The following is a 16,075-nucleotide window of genomic DNA, read 5'->3' as shown; positions in this document are numbered from 1 at the left end:
GCATGAATTATTCCTCCGTCTCTTTCTCTTCTCCCATATAGATTCGTATCGTAGATCCTCGATCTACACGGGTTCCGGGCTTAGGCGCCTGATGAATAATGGTGTTGCCCGTACCGGATTTGGCTAATTGAAAATTCATATTCATATCTTCGTAGATATCAGTCAAGGTCTTCCCTACTAAGTTAGGAACGACAACAACCGGCGTCTCATCGAAACGATACTTGCGAGAAACTTGTTCCTTCCGCGGTTCAACGCCCATATAATGGAGCGTATCTTCCATAATCCGCTTCACAATCGGTGCGGCTACAAGACCACCGAATTGTATGCCTTGCGGATTATCAACTGCTGTATAGATAACAACCTTCGGGTCATCAGCAGGTGCGAAGCCAACGAACGATACAATATGCTCGTTCGGCGAATATCTGCCATTGATAACCTTCTGTGCGGTACCTGTTTTGCCACCAACGCGATAACCATCGATGAAAGCATTTCTCCCCGTGCCTTGAGCAACCACATGTTCAAGAGCATCACGCACCTTGCTTGAGGTCTCTGGACTGATGACTTGTCTGACCAATTCCGGCTTAATATCTTCAACAACCATCCCTGTCTCCGGCTGAATGAATGACTTCGCCACATGCGGCTTGAACAGCTTGCCTCCATTGATGGCCGCAGACACTGCCGTAATTTGCTGAATAGGAGTGACAGATACCCCTTGTCCGAACGCAGTAGTGGCAAGCTCAACGGGGCCTACCCGGCTCAGCTTGAACAAAATCCCACTTGCTTCTCCACTAAGGTCAATGCCTGTCTTCTGTCCGAAACCAAAGTTGCGTATGTAATCGAACAATGTCTCTTTACCCAGTCGATTGCCAAGTGCAACAAAGCCCGGATTGCACGAATTTTGGACGACTTCCAAAAAGGTCTGACTGCCATGACCCCCGCGTTTCCAGCAGCGCAGCTTCGCTCCACCGACTTCTACACGTCCAGGGTCAAAAAAATGTTCATTGTACAGATCAACCTTGCCCTCCTGTATCGCAGCAGCAAGCGTTATGATCTTGAACGTAGAACCCGGCTCATAAGTCATCCAAATGGGCAGGTTGCGATCATATACATCAGAGGGGAAGTCCTTATAATGAGCCGGATCGTAGCTTGGCTTGCTTGCCATTGCCAAAATTTCACCCGTATTCGGATCCATGGCAATCGCCAGCGCCTGATTCGGCTTCAATTCCTCCATCGCACGATCAAGTTCCCGCTCCATAATTGTCTGTATCTGCTTGTCAATCGTCAATTGCAAATTTAATCCATCTCGGGGAACGATGTACTTTTCTGAGGAATTCGGCATCTGATTGCCGCTTGCATCAGACAAATAAGCGATGTTCCCTCGCAAGCCGGTTAATGCAGAATCATACCTCTGTTCAATACCTGTCAACCCTTGATTGTCTATACCAGTGAAGCCGAGTATATGAGCCGCCAAATCGCCATAAGGATAATATCTTTTATTATCCTCTGCCACGACGATCCCCGGCAAGTTCAACTCCCGCACTTTTTCCGCTGTTTCAAGCGATATTTTACGACCGCCGCCCTTAATCTGCTTCACAGACTGCCCTTTCGCAATCATGCGCTCTACAACTTCCGTTTTCATCCCAAGGAGAGGTGCAATTTGTGCTGCAGTGGCTTTCTGGTCTTCAATTTGCACAGGAATAGCCCATATCGTTGGAGAACTGATATTGTAGGCGATTCTTTCGCCTTTGCGATCCAGTATCTCACCGCGCTTCTGGGAAATGGGAATCTCCCTCCGCCACGAATCTTCTGCCAGATTCGCCAGTTCTTTGCCCTCCCACAGCTGCACATACGCCAAGCGGACAATGAGCGCGATAAATCCAATCGATATGAGCACCATTCCAACGATTAACCTCTTACGGATCGTCACCCCTGTAACCTTCATATATACCCTCCCTCGTCCGACATCGGTTCATAAACAACCTATTCGGGACAACCAGCGGATAGAACAAGCTTCAAGAGGATGATCCGTAAGCCTACACAAGACCACTTTTTTTCCTTCTCTTCCACACGCCTTACGGATGTTTTGGCTCCAATTTAATATGAACGATACGCGTCCCATTTTCATTGGTTTCTTTTTGTTCGGTGACGTAGCCTTCTCCATCAACACGAACTTCCCAACCGAGCATGGAGGTGATCTCCATGACATCACGCAGCGATTTGCCCTTAAAGTTCGGCAAAGGCAGCTTATCAGGCTCGTCAGTAAGCAGGTATATCCGTTGGCCGATTGCCAATGGCTCGCCTGGCGCCGGATATTGACGCTTCACTTTCTCCCCTGCTCCAACCGTTTCGAAGACGATTCCTTGCTCAGCTAATCGCTGTTTGGCATCGTAAGGCTTCAAGCCCTGAATATCAGGTGCCTTAACGGTTATTGGTGCCCCCGTCTTCTTCTCATTGCCCTTGTCTTGGCCGGAGATCGAAGAAGGAACACCCATGTAACGCAGCGACTGCGATACGATCTTCTTGAACATAAGCGGCGCTACAAAGCCTCCACCTTCCCAATAATCCTGCGGATCATCCACAACAACCAGAAGTACAATACGTGGATCCTCAACAGGAGCATAGCCGACGAAAGATACCATCGCACGAGTGGAGGCATAATCACCATTAATGACCTTCAATGCTGTACCAGTCTTGCCGGCAACGCGATATCCTTCGATGTATGCATTTTTACCTGTACCAATCTGCTGATCCGCCACAACCTGTTCCAAATATTCGCTTACTTGTTTAGCAACGCCTGGTTCGATTACCTGACGCACTACCTCCGGCTTGCGCTCGGTCACTTCACCTGTAACGGGATCATGAATTTTCCGAACAATATGCGGCTTCATAAGCTTCCCGCCATTGGCTACAGATGCAACCGCCATAATTTGCTGGATAGGCGTCACTAGTACCTTACCGTGTCCATACGAAGCCGCAGCCACGTCTGCCGGATATTCAAATCGGATAAGACCACTGTTCTCTCCGGGAAGTTCAATGCCTGTCGGTTTGCCAAAGCCAAATTTCTCAATGTACGCCTTCAAGCGTTCTTCCTTCAATTGCTCAAATCCAAGCTTAACGAAGGCAACGTTACTGGAACGCTTGAGTCCTTCCAAGTACGTGATTGTTCCCCATCCATCACGGTTAACGTCGTGGATGGGGCGTCCTCCCGCATAGATCTTACCAGATACAAATGTCGCATTCGGATCAAAAATGCCTTCCTGCACAGCCGCAGCCAGTGTCACAATTTTGAATGTTGAGCCCGGCTCATATCGAGACTGAACCGCATGATTGTAAAAAGCTGCAATGTCCTTGGCATTCCAATACGAATTCGGATTGAAATCCGGCATATTCGCAAGCCCCAATATATCGCCAGTCTTCGGATCTGCTGCTATTACCGTCATACTATGAGGAGAGTATTTATTGTACACCTCACGCATTGCATCTTGAATATATTGCTGAATATTACGATCGATAGTGAGGTATATGTTGTCTCCATCCTTAGATGGCTTGTATACTTCCGAAGCCTTCGGCAGCTTATTACCCATCCGATCTTTCTCATATTGGAGCATCCCTGCCGCTCCGCGCAGTTGCTCGTCATACAGCTTCTCAATTCCGCCGATCGGATTGCCCTGCTTATCTGTATAACCTAGCACATGCGACGCCAATGATTCTTTCGCGTAGAAGCGCTTCACCTCAGGCAAGAGGTAGAGTCCGACATCTCTCAATTCTGTCGTCTTCTTCAACTCTTCTGTGAAGTCTCTCAGCTTCTGTGCAGTCTCATCGTTCACCTTCCAGCCTTCACTGCGAACTTCTACCTGCGCATAGAACTCATCCTTGTCTTTCTTCTTGCGGACGAGCTCATACAATTCGTTCTCAGGTTTCTTCAGTATGACGCTCAGTTTTTCTACGATAAGCCGCTCTACATCAATATTCTTCTCAACTAACTTCTTCGAGGTGCGCAGTTCCTGAATGATCTTAGGGCCGACCGCTACTGTGTATGCAGGTGCATCCATAGCAAGCACTTCACCATTCATGTCATATATCGTGCCTCGAACTGGGGCAATCTCCTTCTTCACAGCCCAAGACTGCTTGGCTTCCGCCATCCAAAATGGCTGATTAATAACTTGATACCAAAACAGTCTCCCAATAATGACAATAAAAAAGAGGGTGAATAAGCCCCCGATCGTCAACGTGCGCAACTTAATTCGTTTGACCATCTTCATCCCTCGTTTAATCGTTTCCTACTTGTTGTTTGTATACTTCAATTTCAGATAATGTCTCAGGGAAGCGCAAACCATTCTTTCTTGCTTCGCGTTCAATCCGATTCCAATCGGACAGCTTCTCCTTCTCCACCGTTAGCTCCGACACTTCATTCGTCAGTGCAACCGTTGCCCGCTTCGTTTCTTGAACCTTCAGATTCATGTTGTAAATATTGGCATACCCACTAATGATGAACAGAGCTACGCCCGCGCAGAAACCGATTGTGCCCAAATAAAGCAGCTTCTCTCGAGTAGGTAGAGTAGATTTCCGGGTTACCTTCTTCTTCGTTTGACGATATCGAGGCTTCTGTTGTGTCTGTCTCTCAGGACGCATCGCCAGGTTGCCGCGCACATAGGCCATTTATCTGCTCCCCCTCATCCCAATTTTTGAGCAACACGCAACTTAGCCGAACGCGACCGCGGGTTGTCTGCCAACTCGTTATCATTCGGGGCAATTGGTTTGCGATTCACTAACGACAACACACTTTTGTGGCCACATGCACACATTGGCAAACCCGGTGGACAGGTGCATCTTCCAACATACTCATTCATAATATGCTTACAGATCCGATCCTCCAGCGAGTGGAACGTAATTACGGCCACTCTTCCTTCCGGCTTCAAGCAGCGTACCGCTTGATGTAAGGCATCTTCAAAAGCGCCAAGCTCGTCATTAACAGCAATTCGGAGCGCCTGAAAGCTTCGCTTCGCAGGATGTCCGCCTGTTCGTCTTGCAGCAGCAGGAATACCTGCCTTCACCAGCTCTGCGAGTTCTCCGGTTGTCTGAATGGGCTGCTTAGCGCGAGCTGCCCCAATCTCTCTGGCAATCCGTTTCGAGAATTTCTCTTCCCCATATTGATATAAAATTTTCGCGATATCGGCTTCTGACCAGCCATTGACAATATCGTAAGCTGTCAATTCGCCATTCTGATCCATACGCATATCCAGCGGCGCGTCATGGTTATAGCTGAATCCACGCTCTCCTTCATCAAGCTGAGGCGATGATACGCCAAGATCGAATAGGATCCCATCCACTTGTGGAACTCCATCCACCTGCGGCACACCCGCTTGAATCAATGCTTCCTCCAAATGGCGGAAGTTGGTTTTGACAAGCGTTACCCGATCCAAATAAGACGCAAGACGAACCTTCGCATTATCCAACGCCCAATCGTCCTGATCCAGCGCAATTAGTCTTCCGGCAGATGACAGCTGAGAAACAATTCGCTCGCTGTGTCCAGCTCCTCCTAGCGTACAGTCGACATAAATGCCGTCAGGACGTATTCGCAAGCCTTCTACCGATTCTTCTTTCAACACGGTAATATGATGAAACAACGCAATACCTCCCAATTTCGGTTCCCATCTAGCTGCAATGCGTTATGATAGTCCTGATGTTCACCTAAAAATTAAAATCAACCAACGTCTCCGCAATCTCGTTAAATGCGGATTCCGACTGCTCTACATATTGTTCCCAAGCATCCTTGCTCCAAATCTCTACCCGATTCTGGACACCGATAACCATGCATTCTTTTTCCAAATGTGCATAGCCTCGCAAATGGGAAGGGATTGTAACCCTACCTTGCTTGTCCCATTCACATTCACTTGCCCCGGAAAAGAAGAAGCGGGTAAAGGCTCTAGCATCAGCCTTCATTAAGGGAAGTGCCTTTAACTTCTGCTCAAGTGCTTCCCATTCATTCATAGGGTAGACGAAGAGACACTGATCCAACCCTCGAGTCAGTATAAATGTAGTTCCTAAAGAGTCACGCAGCTTAGCAGGTATGATGAGACGGCCTTTGTCATCGATGCTATGTTGATACTCGCCCATGAACATCAGCCACCACTCCTCCCCCTAAATCCACCACAGTGCCCCACTTTCCTCCACAACGAATGTACTTCGCCATAAAAGAAAAAAATCCTGCTAGAAAGCAGGATTTTATTGCGAATTAGGCCTATATAAATTTTGGATATGTTTCCATTAACACATACAAAGACAGGACATCAGCATGCCTAATCATGCTCTTACCTTCTATCTTCGCCATTGTCTACAGCCGAGTTGCCTGTGTCACTCTGCACTTCAGAAGAATCGGCAGCCTTGTCTTTACTTGTGTCTTCTAATGCTGCCTCTGCCGCCTCAGCATCTGCTGGTGTTATTGATCCCAACACATTCTCCCCGGTATTCCCGCTCAAGTTTCCATTCCTTCCTCTCTTCTTTCTGGTGATAAGCCAGATCGGAGTTCCGATAATGAGCAGCGCACAAAGAAAAGGAAGCAGCGCAACAAGCACGAGAACAATAGACTTCACACATTTTACAAGAGCGTCCCAACTGCCTACTAGGGTATCCGCCACTTGAGTTCCAAATGCATCCTCAAGCGCTTGACCACGCTTCGCTTTAAGCCGTTGAACCATATCCAATGTAATCGTGGACATCGCTACATTGTTATCATAATACCTCATTTTCCCCACAATTTGTTCAATTTCCGATTGTACATTCCCCAGCTCATTCGAGAAGTTTAATAAATCTTCCGATTTCGTGGCCTTCTCCATGAAGGACAGCAGTCTTGACTCTACTGTGCGGCGCGCCTTAAGCCGCGCCTGTAAATCAACATACTCCTCGGTCACATCATTAGCCGAATATTGACGAGTATAGGAGATCGACTCCCACTTGCCTAGCTCATCAATGAACGATTGAAATCCAACAGCAGGAATCTTAATGACATAGGATCCGCCTCGCTCGCTGTCTGTCTCCTGATCCGAAAATTGCAGCACATAGCCTTGTGATTGCGCAATGAATCGATTCAGCTTCTCTTTCACAGCCCCGTAGTCGGCAACTTCCATGCGAAGCTGCGCTTCATAAATGAGCTTGCGATCGGTCTTTACCTGCACTTGCTGCCCCGCACCCACCTGTAATGGTTCCTCTCTGCTTACAGCAGCATCATTACTAGTCGCTTCCATCTGAGCCGCTTCTGGCGCTGTATTCCCCGCCATTTTTAACCCTTGACTGTCTGATGCCGAACTACAGCCACCAAGAAGCAGCAACAGCAGAAGCGACGCCAGCACGACTGTTTGCCATCCCCAATTTCTCTTTTTCATCCCGTATGCCCCCTCTATCATCTTGGCATGGATATCTTGGATGTAATGGCTTTGTTCTCCATACTCAATCAATAGACGAATTGCCAAGAAATATGTTGCATAGGTAAGCTTCATACCCAAAATAAAACCGCCACTAGCATATCGCTAATGGCGGTTCTTCCTTCTTGTCTGATACAGGCTTCATCGCTTCATTCCATCAGTGCTCTTGCCAGCTCTCCAAGTAAGACTTTTGCTCGCTGCTAAGCGTGTCTACGGAGATTCCGAGCGACTCCAGCTTGTAGCGTGCAACTTGCTCGTCAAGCTCATACGGCACATTGACAACTTTTTTCCCAATGGATTGATATTGATCATTTACATATTTCAAGGACATTGCTTGAAGCGCAAATGTCATATCCATAATTTCAGCTGGATGGCCATCCCCTGCAGCCAGATTGACTAGACGGCCTTCAGCCAGCAAGTAGATACTGCGGCCATCTTGCAGCTTGTATTCTTCAATGTTCTTGCGTACCGTACGTACAGATGTGGAACGAGCCTCAAGCTCAGGCTTATTCACTTCAACATCGAAATGTCCAGCATTGGACAAGATGGCACCGTCCTTCATCACGTCATAATGCTCACCACGGATGCAATCACGGTTGCCTGTGACGGTCACAAAGATATCTCCTACACGAGCGGCTTCGATCATCGGCAGCACTGTAAATCCATCCATGTAGGCTTCTACGCCTTTGATCGCGTCCACCTCGGTAACAACGACATTCGCGCCGAGACCTTTGGCACGCATGGCAACACCCTTGCCGCACCATCCGTACCCGACCACGACCACCGTCTTGCCGGCTACAACCAGATTCGTTGTACGATTAATGCCATCCCATACCGACTGACCAGTACCATAACGGTTGTCGAACAAATACTTGCAATAAGCATCATTAACGGCAACCATCGGGAATTGAAGCGTGCCATCCTTCTCCATCGCCTTCAAGCGGAGAATGCCTGTAGTCGTTTCTTCCGCGCCGCCTCTCACTTGATCACGCAAGTCAGGGCGCTCAGCGTGCAGAATCGAGACCAAATCTCCGCCATCGTCGATAATCAAATCAGGCTTCGTCTCCAATGTGTGAATAAGCAACTGCTTATATTCTTCCGGATCTGGGTTGTACTTGGCGTATACAGTGATGCCGTCTTCAACTAGCGCAGCGCATACATCATCCTGCGTCGACAACGGGTTGCTTCCTGTTATCGTTACATCTGCGCCGCCAGCTTGAACGACCTTCGCCAAATAAGCGGTCTTCGCCTCCAAATGAAGCGATATTGCTACTTTGAGTCCTTTGAACGGCTGCTCCGCCTCAAATTGTTCCCGAATGCGGTTAAGCACAGGCATATGCGCTTGAACCCATTCAATTTTCAAATGACCTTCTGGTGCCAATGCAATATCTCGGATGATGCTCTTGTTTGCCGCATTTGTATTACGAGTTGGTGTATTACTCATGGACAGTTCATCCTCTCCCATTTTGGATTAAGAAGCCATTTCATGATCCGTCTTGATTTCAGGAAATCGGGTCTTTCCAGCTCATGCTCTTAACATAGCTTATGACAACAGGGCGATGCGATGTTCCCCTCTCCATACGACAGGAGCCTCCATCAACATCGCAAACCAATTCTCACCGTAACGGCAGGCATACCCTAGCATATTCAATACACGTTCCTGTGGTTTGCCAAGCGGATGAAGGGAGACATGCAGCCGTTCCCACTGCCGCAAACCTGATTCATGCTGCTTCGCCATCGCGTCCTTAGCACGGTGATGAAGGAAATCAATCTGTTCAAGTACTTTATTATGATTCGTAGCACCAAGTTTCCCAAGTGCAGGAAGCGATGCGACAAGGTCCTCCAGCAGCTCGGTATATCTGGTATCCACTTCTGCACGCAGCGTCTCGAAGCGTTCATCCAAGTGAAGTGCATCCTGCGCTTGCAGCCACGAAGCTCTTCTTGCTTCGTAATGATACACAACATCTTCAACCGACAACTCATACTTATCCAGAAGCTTATTTAGTGTCCCCTCAATACAAGTAAATCCCATGCGTGGCCATATGATTGGCATTCTCATGCCCAGCTCTCTGAATGCCTGCTTCGTCTGCGCCCAGTAAGCAATTTCTCCTGGTCCAAGCACGGTAGCCAGTACTGGGAATAAATAGTCCTGCATAAGCGGTCTCGTCAATACATTATTGCTCAGCTCCTGCGGTGAATTCCGTGCGATGTCCAACATCTGCTCCATCGTGCACGATATTCCTTGGCGATGATTGACGAATTGCCCGTTCTCCTTATGCAGCAAGTGTCGCTCCCCGTCACGCACGAGGAACACATTCGCGCTGTGTTCGGAACGTACCGCCTGAGGGCTATAGCCATAAGAAGCAAGCTGCTGCTCACTGGTGTCGTAAGCCTTCTCCAGTCGGTCATTGTGCTGGAGAATCGTCTCGAACATAGGCGCTTCAAGCTCGCGCAGTCCGTCATCTGCCGAATCGATGAGCACGAGTCCATATTCACCAAATAGTCGGCCCATAGTCGCTGCGAAGGAATCTGACAGCGTGGCACAAGTAGCCACTGATTCGCGCAGGTGCTCGAGCAGCCCTGGTGTAAACTCCGTCTTTGGCAAAGATCTCTGTAGCTCTGTAAGAACCGATTCCCATGCAGCAGCATCCAGCTTCACATGGCTCACAGGGGCACGTCGATCACCTGGCTTCTCCATTCGTATACGCTGTACAGCAGGATCGGAGGTTACCACATACGTATGATCAACCTCATCAAAATCATGATCCTCTCCCGCAATCCAGAAGACAGGAACCACTGGTCTTGCTAATTTGACTTCTGCTTCTTGCGCCATTCGAATAATGGAAATTGCTTTATACAGAACAAGCAGCGGACCCGTAAACAAGCCGCCCTGCTGTCCCCCTACAACGACTAACGACCGCTCATCCTTCAGTCGTTCTATGGAATCTCGTACAGCTTGGCTGTTATTGAACCGCTCATTATAGCGGGTAAGCACATCGGCCAAGCGTGTGCGATTCACTCTTAGCTGTCCCGAACACTCCACCCAATCTGCTCTCTTCTCCCAATCCAAGTCCGGATGATATTCGTAGAACGTCTCGACAACAGATGGTTCGCGTTCCATGTACTGTACGGTCAGCGGTTGCTGAACCGGAATAGATAATATTGGCCATTTCAAAGATAGCCGCCTCCCTTTTTGCCTCGTCTCGATTGTACACAATGCGGCTTCTGACCGTCAAAACAAAGATTATGTATTCCATTCCTTCATGCACAATTCAACAACTAGCTGCCATCATCCATTGATATTGACGCATGAGTCCTATCAATAATCTACCTTTATGAGTATAGCTTATCCTACATGCTTGCCGAATAAATAATTATTCCAATCAATAGCAAGAAAACGTACAGTACGCCAAGCAAGAAGAAAGTTATTCGCCAAATGACACGAATCAATTTTCTCGGTTCCCACCTGCCATACTTCTGCTGTTGCAACCCACCGATTAACCCTGCTGCGATTAACAGAAAGAACAGTATCCAATAAAATCCTGCCTTAGAGTCAAACAACGTATTATATAAACCGCCTACCGAGGCAATGAGAAACACCGTCGTTATATCCATTGCCAGCTTAATTGCCCTCTTCTTTGGTTTAAGCAGCCCCCTACCAATTAGCCAAGTAATAAGAAATGGGAAGAAGGGCAGTAAAGAAAGCAGAACGAATCCGTCAAACATCAGTTGAAACATATTCGGGTAGACTCACTCCTCTCAACAAGGGATCAGCACGGGAAATGTTATTCGCAACTTGCTAGAATAAGACGGTACATCATACGATGAAGCGGTACTGCAACCTCATATCGATCAGCCATTCGGATAAGTGCCCCCGTTATAGCCTCTATTTCTGTCCTTCTTCCCGCTTCTACATCTTGAAGCATGGACGACGAATTGGACGAAGTCATCCGGCACACCTGAACAACCCGCTCCCAATCCTTCTCTTCATCGATAGAAATATGAGCCGCTCGGTATACCGCAGCAGCCTCGCCGAACAACTCCTTCATTAAAGACAGCCTGTCCTCTTGCAGCAGCAGTTGACCGTTCTTGATGCGCAGCACAGCCGTTAATGGATTAATAATGACATTGACAAGCAATTTCTGATAAACCATACCTTCGATGTTGTTCGACAAAAACGTTTGAAATCCTGCATTTTCTAGCAACTTCTTTGTTGACAAACATAAAGGATTGACTAATTCCTTCTGTTCTGTTCGGCTTCCAGCAGGCTCCCAGATGCCAATTGACGTATGCCCGTGCCCCGTATGTACAACCTCATTGCAATTTACTCGTTTAGCCGCTTCCGTTGTAACCGCCCATATTAATTGCTCGTGCGGCCATATCGCACTAAGTGCTTCCATATGACCAACCCCATTCTGATAGCACACCAATGAAGCTGTCTGCTCTCTAGGAAACTTCTCTAACTGACTAAGAAGCTCAGAATCAATATGTGTCTGCTTCACGAACAACCATATGCTGCTCGCTCTCATACCTGTCCGTTCAAGTACTTCTCCTGCTTCTGCCAACGGATAGGCATGTACTGGATAGATATGGGCCTGCCTCCCATCCAGATCCTCGAGATGAATCCCTTGACTACGAATTAGCTCCGCCTGCTCCGGAGTTCGTGTCCACATCCTCACCTTCGTATTGCTGCTATCTATTGAATTACGTGTTCTCATCAGCATCGCTGCATGAAGCAGCCCCAATGACCCCCCGCCAATAATATCGATAACCATATCAGGCACCTTCCCTTGTGTACAAGTATCCTATTTGTTATATCAAACCGAATGCAAAAACACAAAAAAGCGCAAAGAGTGAGCAATGCTCTCTCTTCACGCTTTCTGTAAGCGGATGGAACTATTCAATTCGCTCTAGGTTGCCATTGGCGTCCATCCGAAAGCGAGTTTTGGAGTCGTCCTCTTCTTCACTTAAAATCGCTAATCTGCGAGCACGATCCATAATTTGAATGAGCGCCTTATAATCATCATTTACCGTACGGTAATCCGTTTGAACGGCATTCACCTGTTTGGAGAGATACTCATTCTCTTCACGCAGACGATGATACTGCTCTTCCTTCTCATGCAGTTCTTTCTCCGTATGCTTCAATTGACGCGACAGCTCTTGATAACTGTTGCGCCATTGACGCAAGAAGCGGATCACCATATCCATGGAAAGTGATTCTTCGGTAATGAGCTCTGGCTTAAGGCCGACTTCTTCACTGTCCGCCAATGCAATAGAGGCCACCTGTGCACCAATAGGCTGCTTTTTCATATAGTTTCGCTTTTGACGCTGTGCTTTTGCAAGCTGAATTGCAGCTTCATATTTTTTACGGACACAGCTATTCCAGCGGAATCCGCAAGCCGCAGAGGTGCGGCCAATCTTTTCCCCTACTTCTTCAAAAGCAGCTAGCTGAGTACTTCCTTCTCGAATATGTCTTAACGTCACTTCTGCCAAAATCAAATCATCGTCCGCTGTCCACGCATCTTGTCTAATTGCTGTCATGCGATACCCTCCTAACGACACTCATTCAATTCGGTTGTATACAGCACCCACGTCATATGCATTGAAGCAAGTGACGAAGGATGATCAGTCGGTAATCAACCGCTTATTCCATCTCTATGCCCATGGTAGAGTTCATAGAATCTATCGGATACTAAAATGTATATCCATTTTTTCTATGAATCATACGTATGCCTGTCCATACAATAGATCACAATGAAGGGGAGATTCCGAAAAAGTTCGTTAATCCATCAAGATTGGCAGTTTACACCAGATGGCTAGAACGCTATAATGTCAATAGTAAATGTTGGGTTGAACGTAACGAGAGGGGGATGAATCGTGGCACGGATGTATCGCGTACTCGGCTTCTGGACATTAGTAATCGGTCTGATGGCGTTCGCAGGAGACATGATTGAGATGGCGCTCCTGTTCTTCATGCAGACTGCTTTTTTTGTGTTGCTGGGTTACTTGAAATTGTCCGAACGTACATATACAATGCTGTTTTGGGCGTACATGGTCGTATGCTTCAGCGGCTTTTCGTACTGGAGCGTCTTCGTTATGAAAAACCCTTACTAAGCAGCATCACTGTCTGTTGACTTGTTGCGGACGGATAATGAATGAAAGAATGAATAGATACAGAAAGAAGCGTCAAGAGATCGGCGATCTCATGGCGCTTCTTTTGTGTTGAATCTTATAATATTCCAATTTCCGATTCCGAACCGCAAGACAGCAGGAGTACATGAAACCGTTCACTCATCTGATCACTCAGCAGCAATTGTCGAATGGCACGATTGCGACGCGCTTCCGCACTGAACGGATCTGGGTTGGTATGCTGCTGCAATTCATTTAGCAACCCCTGTTCGAGTAAAAATGACTTTTGTGTCATATAACCGATGATCGCAGCATTCACTTGCTTCGCAACACGCTGGCAAATATCGAAATCCACCATCGACGTGATATCTTGCTCGCCAATATGAATCCAAGGGTTGTCATGAGCCTGATGACGATGGTAACACATCAGTGTCCCCTCCATCCGATGTGCTGCTGTCAGCTCATTCGTTCCATCCCCATAATCAATAAATATGAACTCTGCTTCCCCCACCTGACTTAAAATTGAGGTCATCCAAGCCGTCATCGCAATCCCCGCATCGAAAATTTGCTGATCCACAAGTTGAATTTCATGTTCCTCGAGCCATAAAAGAATATCTTCCGTTGCGGGCAGCCATAGCGGCATGAATTGCTCCTTCTCCTCATCCCACTTCACATAGCACTGTTCATACCGGCCATCATGATGCCGGATGCGCTCGACTGGGAATGCATCAAGCAGTTCATTGGCTACAACGAACAGGCGCCGTGTAGGAGCCTCTTGTTCAAACACCTGTTCATCCCACCATGTCATTGGAACCCGCTCTCCTCCGAGCAATTCGGATACTAGTCTCTGATGATGCGGGCTTCTTTCCACAATGACATGCTTATAGCCTTCGAAGCGATCATACTTAAGCCGCTGGCTCATCTGCAGTGCGAGTCGTCCTGTACCAGCTCCCCATTCTACCAGCGTGATGGAATCAGCATCCCAGCCACGCTCCCTTGTGCGTCGTTCTACATAGACAGCAAGCATCTCAGCCATGATTGAGCCGATATTCGAGCTTGTATAGAAATCGCCGTTACGCCCGATCTTCGGTCGTTCTGACATATAGTAACCGTCTGTTGCGTGATACAGACAGGTGCCCATAAACTGCGAGAAAGGGATGCAGCTGCTATCGGATTGTTCAATTTGGTTAATTAAGTATTGAATGAGGACGGGATTCGGCTGATAATGAGACATACAGTCCTTCCTTTCTATCTATGCAGGTTCAATAGAAGTATCTTGCTAAGTCATGCAAGTATCATCCATGTATACAACTCTATGTACACAACCACGGGTTCAGGTCATGTCCAACCCGATCTGAACATACGATAATGTTGTGCAACTATTTAAGGAGGTCGCCTCATGACCATAACGACACGCGCATGGCGCTCGCTTATCGGACTTCTACTATCGATGCAGCTCATCGCGATCGTTCCGTGTGCGACAGGTGCGGAGCCAGCTTCGCCTGTACAATGGAGCATTCAGCCTACCGCTGAAGAGCTGCAGCTGCTTCAACAGAGTCTCTCTATCACAGAACTGGATAAGGAGATCGATCGTATCTCCGTTCAGGAAGCATCGACAGCCAAAGAACGTTCACGAACGGAAGCTGAGCTTCAGACCCGCGAAGCCGCCTTGGAACATAAGCGAGAACAAGCCGGTCGTGTGCTTCGCGCTTATTATATTGGAGAACGAGACATGATGCTCCAGGCTGTTCTCTCTGCGGATCAGCTGCAAGATATGTTTCAGTTATTCGAATATTTCCAGATCCTCTTCCAGTCTGATCAGGACATTATGAATGACTATAAGGAACAAACGCAAGCCTTGCGTCAGACAAGAGATCAGCATATGCGTCTGGAAAGGGAGCTTTCAACGGTACGCACTCAGCTGATTGATCAGCGCGATCGGCTCAAGCGGCTGCAGCAGAAGCTGGACGCTGACATATCGGCCAGCAGTGATCCTAAAGCGATGAATGCACTTATACAAGAGTTTACAACTTACTGGCAGAACGTTGGACTTTATGAAGTTCGTCATTATTTCCGAGCATTGGCGAATGCGATGAACAAGCTCCCCGATTTTGTCAAAAATAGTGGAAGCCTTAGCATCGAGGGTACTAATTATACGATCACAGTCAAGGAAGAACAACTCAATCAGTTTCTCCGTGAGCAGGATCCCATGTTCGAAACCTTTGCATTCCAATTCAAGGAAGGCATGATCGCCGCTGAAGGCTCGCGCTCTGGCATGAGCGTACGTATCGAAGGGCATTATACGATAGAATCGGAACCTGAGAATCGAATCTTGTTCCATGTTGATCGAATGTTGTTCAATGGGCTTGAACTGCCCGAGTCGACGCGTACAGAGTTGGAGCAAAAATTCGATCTTGGCTTCTACCCGAAGCAGCTCGTATCTTTTATTGAAGCCAAAGAAGTGACAATTGAAGACAAAAGCCTTACCGTCAAGCTGGCGCTCAGCTGGTAAGGCGGTAAGGCTA

The 16,075-nt window shown here is 47.7% G+C and carries 14 protein-coding genes; 2 read left to right on the top strand and 12 right to left on the bottom strand.

Annotation, left to right across the window (positions count from 1 at the left end):
• Positions 1–7: 7 nt before the first annotated feature.
• The 11 genes from BBG47_RS03380 to BBG47_RS03330 form a co-directional block, all read right to left on the bottom strand.
• Positions 8–1,942, bottom strand: coding sequence for a stage V sporulation protein D (locus BBG47_RS03380; RefSeq protein ID WP_065290516.1), 1,935 nt, complete (start codon positions 1,940–1,942; stop codon positions 8–10).
• Between the two features lie 130 nt (positions 1,943–2,072).
• Positions 2,073–4,256 (bottom strand): penicillin-binding transpeptidase domain-containing protein, encoded by a 2,184-nt coding sequence (locus BBG47_RS03375; protein WP_065290515.1) that lies wholly within the window; start codon positions 4,254–4,256, stop codon positions 2,073–2,075.
• 13 nt (positions 4,257–4,269) lie between these two features.
• The gene (gene ftsL2 / locus BBG47_RS03370; protein ID WP_065290514.1) at positions 4,270–4,659 is read right to left on the bottom strand and encodes a cell division protein FtsL; all 390 of its coding nucleotides are present in this window, start codon (positions 4,657–4,659) and stop codon (positions 4,270–4,272) included.
• Positions 4,660–4,673: 14 nt separating this feature from the next.
• Positions 4,674–5,627 (bottom strand): 16S rRNA (cytosine(1402)-N(4))-methyltransferase RsmH, encoded by a 954-nt coding sequence (gene rsmH / locus BBG47_RS03365; RefSeq protein WP_065290513.1) that lies wholly within the window; start codon positions 5,625–5,627, stop codon positions 4,674–4,676.
• A gap of 64 nt (positions 5,628–5,691) precedes the next feature.
• On the bottom strand, positions 5,692–6,123 hold the full coding sequence (mraZ, locus tag BBG47_RS03360; RefSeq protein ID WP_044356991.1) for a division/cell wall cluster transcriptional repressor MraZ: 432 nt from the start codon (positions 6,121–6,123) through the stop codon (positions 5,692–5,694).
• Positions 6,124–6,311: 188 nt separating this feature from the next.
• The gene (locus BBG47_RS03355) at positions 6,312–7,382 is read right to left on the bottom strand and encodes a DUF4349 domain-containing protein (RefSeq protein ID WP_083189058.1); all 1,071 of its coding nucleotides are present in this window, start codon (positions 7,380–7,382) and stop codon (positions 6,312–6,314) included.
• 196 nt (positions 7,383–7,578) lie between these two features.
• Positions 7,579–8,865: an adenosylhomocysteinase gene (locus BBG47_RS03350; protein ID WP_065290512.1), complete on the bottom strand. Its 1,287-nt coding sequence runs from the start codon at positions 8,863–8,865 to the stop codon at positions 7,579–7,581.
• A gap of 99 nt (positions 8,866–8,964) precedes the next feature.
• Positions 8,965–10,596 carry a bacillithiol biosynthesis cysteine-adding enzyme BshC gene (gene bshC / locus BBG47_RS03345; protein WP_065290511.1) on the bottom strand — a complete coding sequence of 544 codons (1,632 nt, stop codon included), beginning with the start codon at positions 10,594–10,596 and terminating at the stop codon, positions 8,965–8,967.
• Between the two features lie 176 nt (positions 10,597–10,772).
• Positions 10,773–11,159: a DUF3397 domain-containing protein gene (locus tag BBG47_RS03340; RefSeq protein WP_065290510.1), complete on the bottom strand. Its 387-nt coding sequence runs from the start codon at positions 11,157–11,159 to the stop codon at positions 10,773–10,775.
• 47 nt (positions 11,160–11,206) lie between these two features.
• On the bottom strand, positions 11,207–12,196 hold the full coding sequence (locus tag BBG47_RS03335) for a ketopantoate reductase family protein (RefSeq protein ID WP_065290509.1): 990 nt from the start codon (positions 12,194–12,196) through the stop codon (positions 11,207–11,209).
• 121 nt (positions 12,197–12,317) lie between these two features.
• Positions 12,318–12,962, bottom strand: coding sequence for an RsfA family transcriptional regulator (locus tag BBG47_RS03330; protein ID WP_021256769.1), 645 nt, complete (start codon positions 12,960–12,962; stop codon positions 12,318–12,320).
• 336 nt (positions 12,963–13,298) lie between these two features.
• Between BBG47_RS03330 and BBG47_RS03325 the strand changes: the two genes are divergently transcribed.
• Positions 13,299–13,535 carry a DUF2626 domain-containing protein gene (locus BBG47_RS03325; protein ID WP_021256770.1) on the top strand — a complete coding sequence of 79 codons (237 nt, stop codon included), beginning with the start codon at positions 13,299–13,301 and terminating at the stop codon, positions 13,533–13,535.
• Between the two features lie 115 nt (positions 13,536–13,650).
• Here the strand turns inward: BBG47_RS03325 and BBG47_RS03320 are convergent, their stop codons facing one another.
• A complete protein-coding gene (locus tag BBG47_RS03320) occupies positions 13,651–14,784 on the bottom strand; it encodes a class I SAM-dependent methyltransferase (RefSeq protein ID WP_065290508.1) in 1,134 nt (377 codons plus the stop codon).
• A 165-nt stretch (positions 14,785–14,949) separates the two neighbouring features.
• Between BBG47_RS03320 and BBG47_RS03315 the strand changes: the two genes are divergently transcribed.
• Positions 14,950–16,062, top strand: coding sequence for a coiled-coil domain-containing protein (locus BBG47_RS03315; protein ID WP_065290507.1), 1,113 nt, complete (start codon positions 14,950–14,952; stop codon positions 16,060–16,062).
• Positions 16,063–16,075: the final 13 nt, after the last annotated feature.

This window comes from Paenibacillus sp. KS1, assembly GCF_001680695.1.
GTDB lineage: Bacteria > Bacillota > Bacilli > Paenibacillales > Paenibacillaceae > Paenibacillus_B > Paenibacillus_B suaedae.
Note: the sequence above shows the minus strand (reverse complement) of the source record. Positions and strands in the feature narration are given on the sequence as shown.

Bases quoted from the DNA above. Each gene is read 5' to 3' on its own strand.
- BBG47_RS03380 (WP_065290516.1), bottom strand. From the start codon at position 1,942: ATGAAGGTTACAGGGGTGACGATCCGTAAGAGGTTAATCGTTGGAATG.
- BBG47_RS03375 (WP_065290515.1), bottom strand. From the start codon at position 4,256: ATGGTCAAACGAATTAAGTTGCGCACGTTGACGATCGGGGGCTTATTC.
- ftsL2 (WP_065290514.1), bottom strand. From the start codon at position 4,659: ATGGCCTATGTGCGCGGCAACCTGGCGATGCGTCCTGAGAGACAGACA.
- mraZ (WP_044356991.1), bottom strand. From the start codon at position 6,123: ATGTTCATGGGCGAGTATCAACATAGCATCGATGACAAAGGCCGTCTC.
- BBG47_RS03355 (WP_083189058.1), bottom strand. From the start codon at position 7,382: ATGAAAAAGAGAAATTGGGGATGGCAAACAGTCGTGCTGGCGTCGCTT.
- BBG47_RS03350 (WP_065290512.1), bottom strand. From the start codon at position 8,865: ATGAGTAATACACCAACTCGTAATACAAATGCGGCAAACAAGAGCATC.
- BBG47_RS03340 (WP_065290510.1), bottom strand. From the start codon at position 11,159: ATGTTTCAACTGATGTTTGACGGATTCGTTCTGCTTTCTTTACTGCCC.
- BBG47_RS03335 (WP_065290509.1), bottom strand. From the start codon at position 12,196: ATGGTTATCGATATTATTGGCGGGGGGTCATTGGGGCTGCTTCATGCA.
- BBG47_RS03330 (WP_021256769.1), bottom strand. From the start codon at position 12,962: ATGACAGCAATTAGACAAGATGCGTGGACAGCGGACGATGATTTGATT.
- BBG47_RS03320 (WP_065290508.1), bottom strand. From the start codon at position 14,784: ATGTCTCATTATCAGCCGAATCCCGTCCTCATTCAATACTTAATTAAC.
- BBG47_RS03315 (WP_065290507.1), top strand. From the start codon at position 14,950: ATGACCATAACGACACGCGCATGGCGCTCGCTTATCGGACTTCTACTA.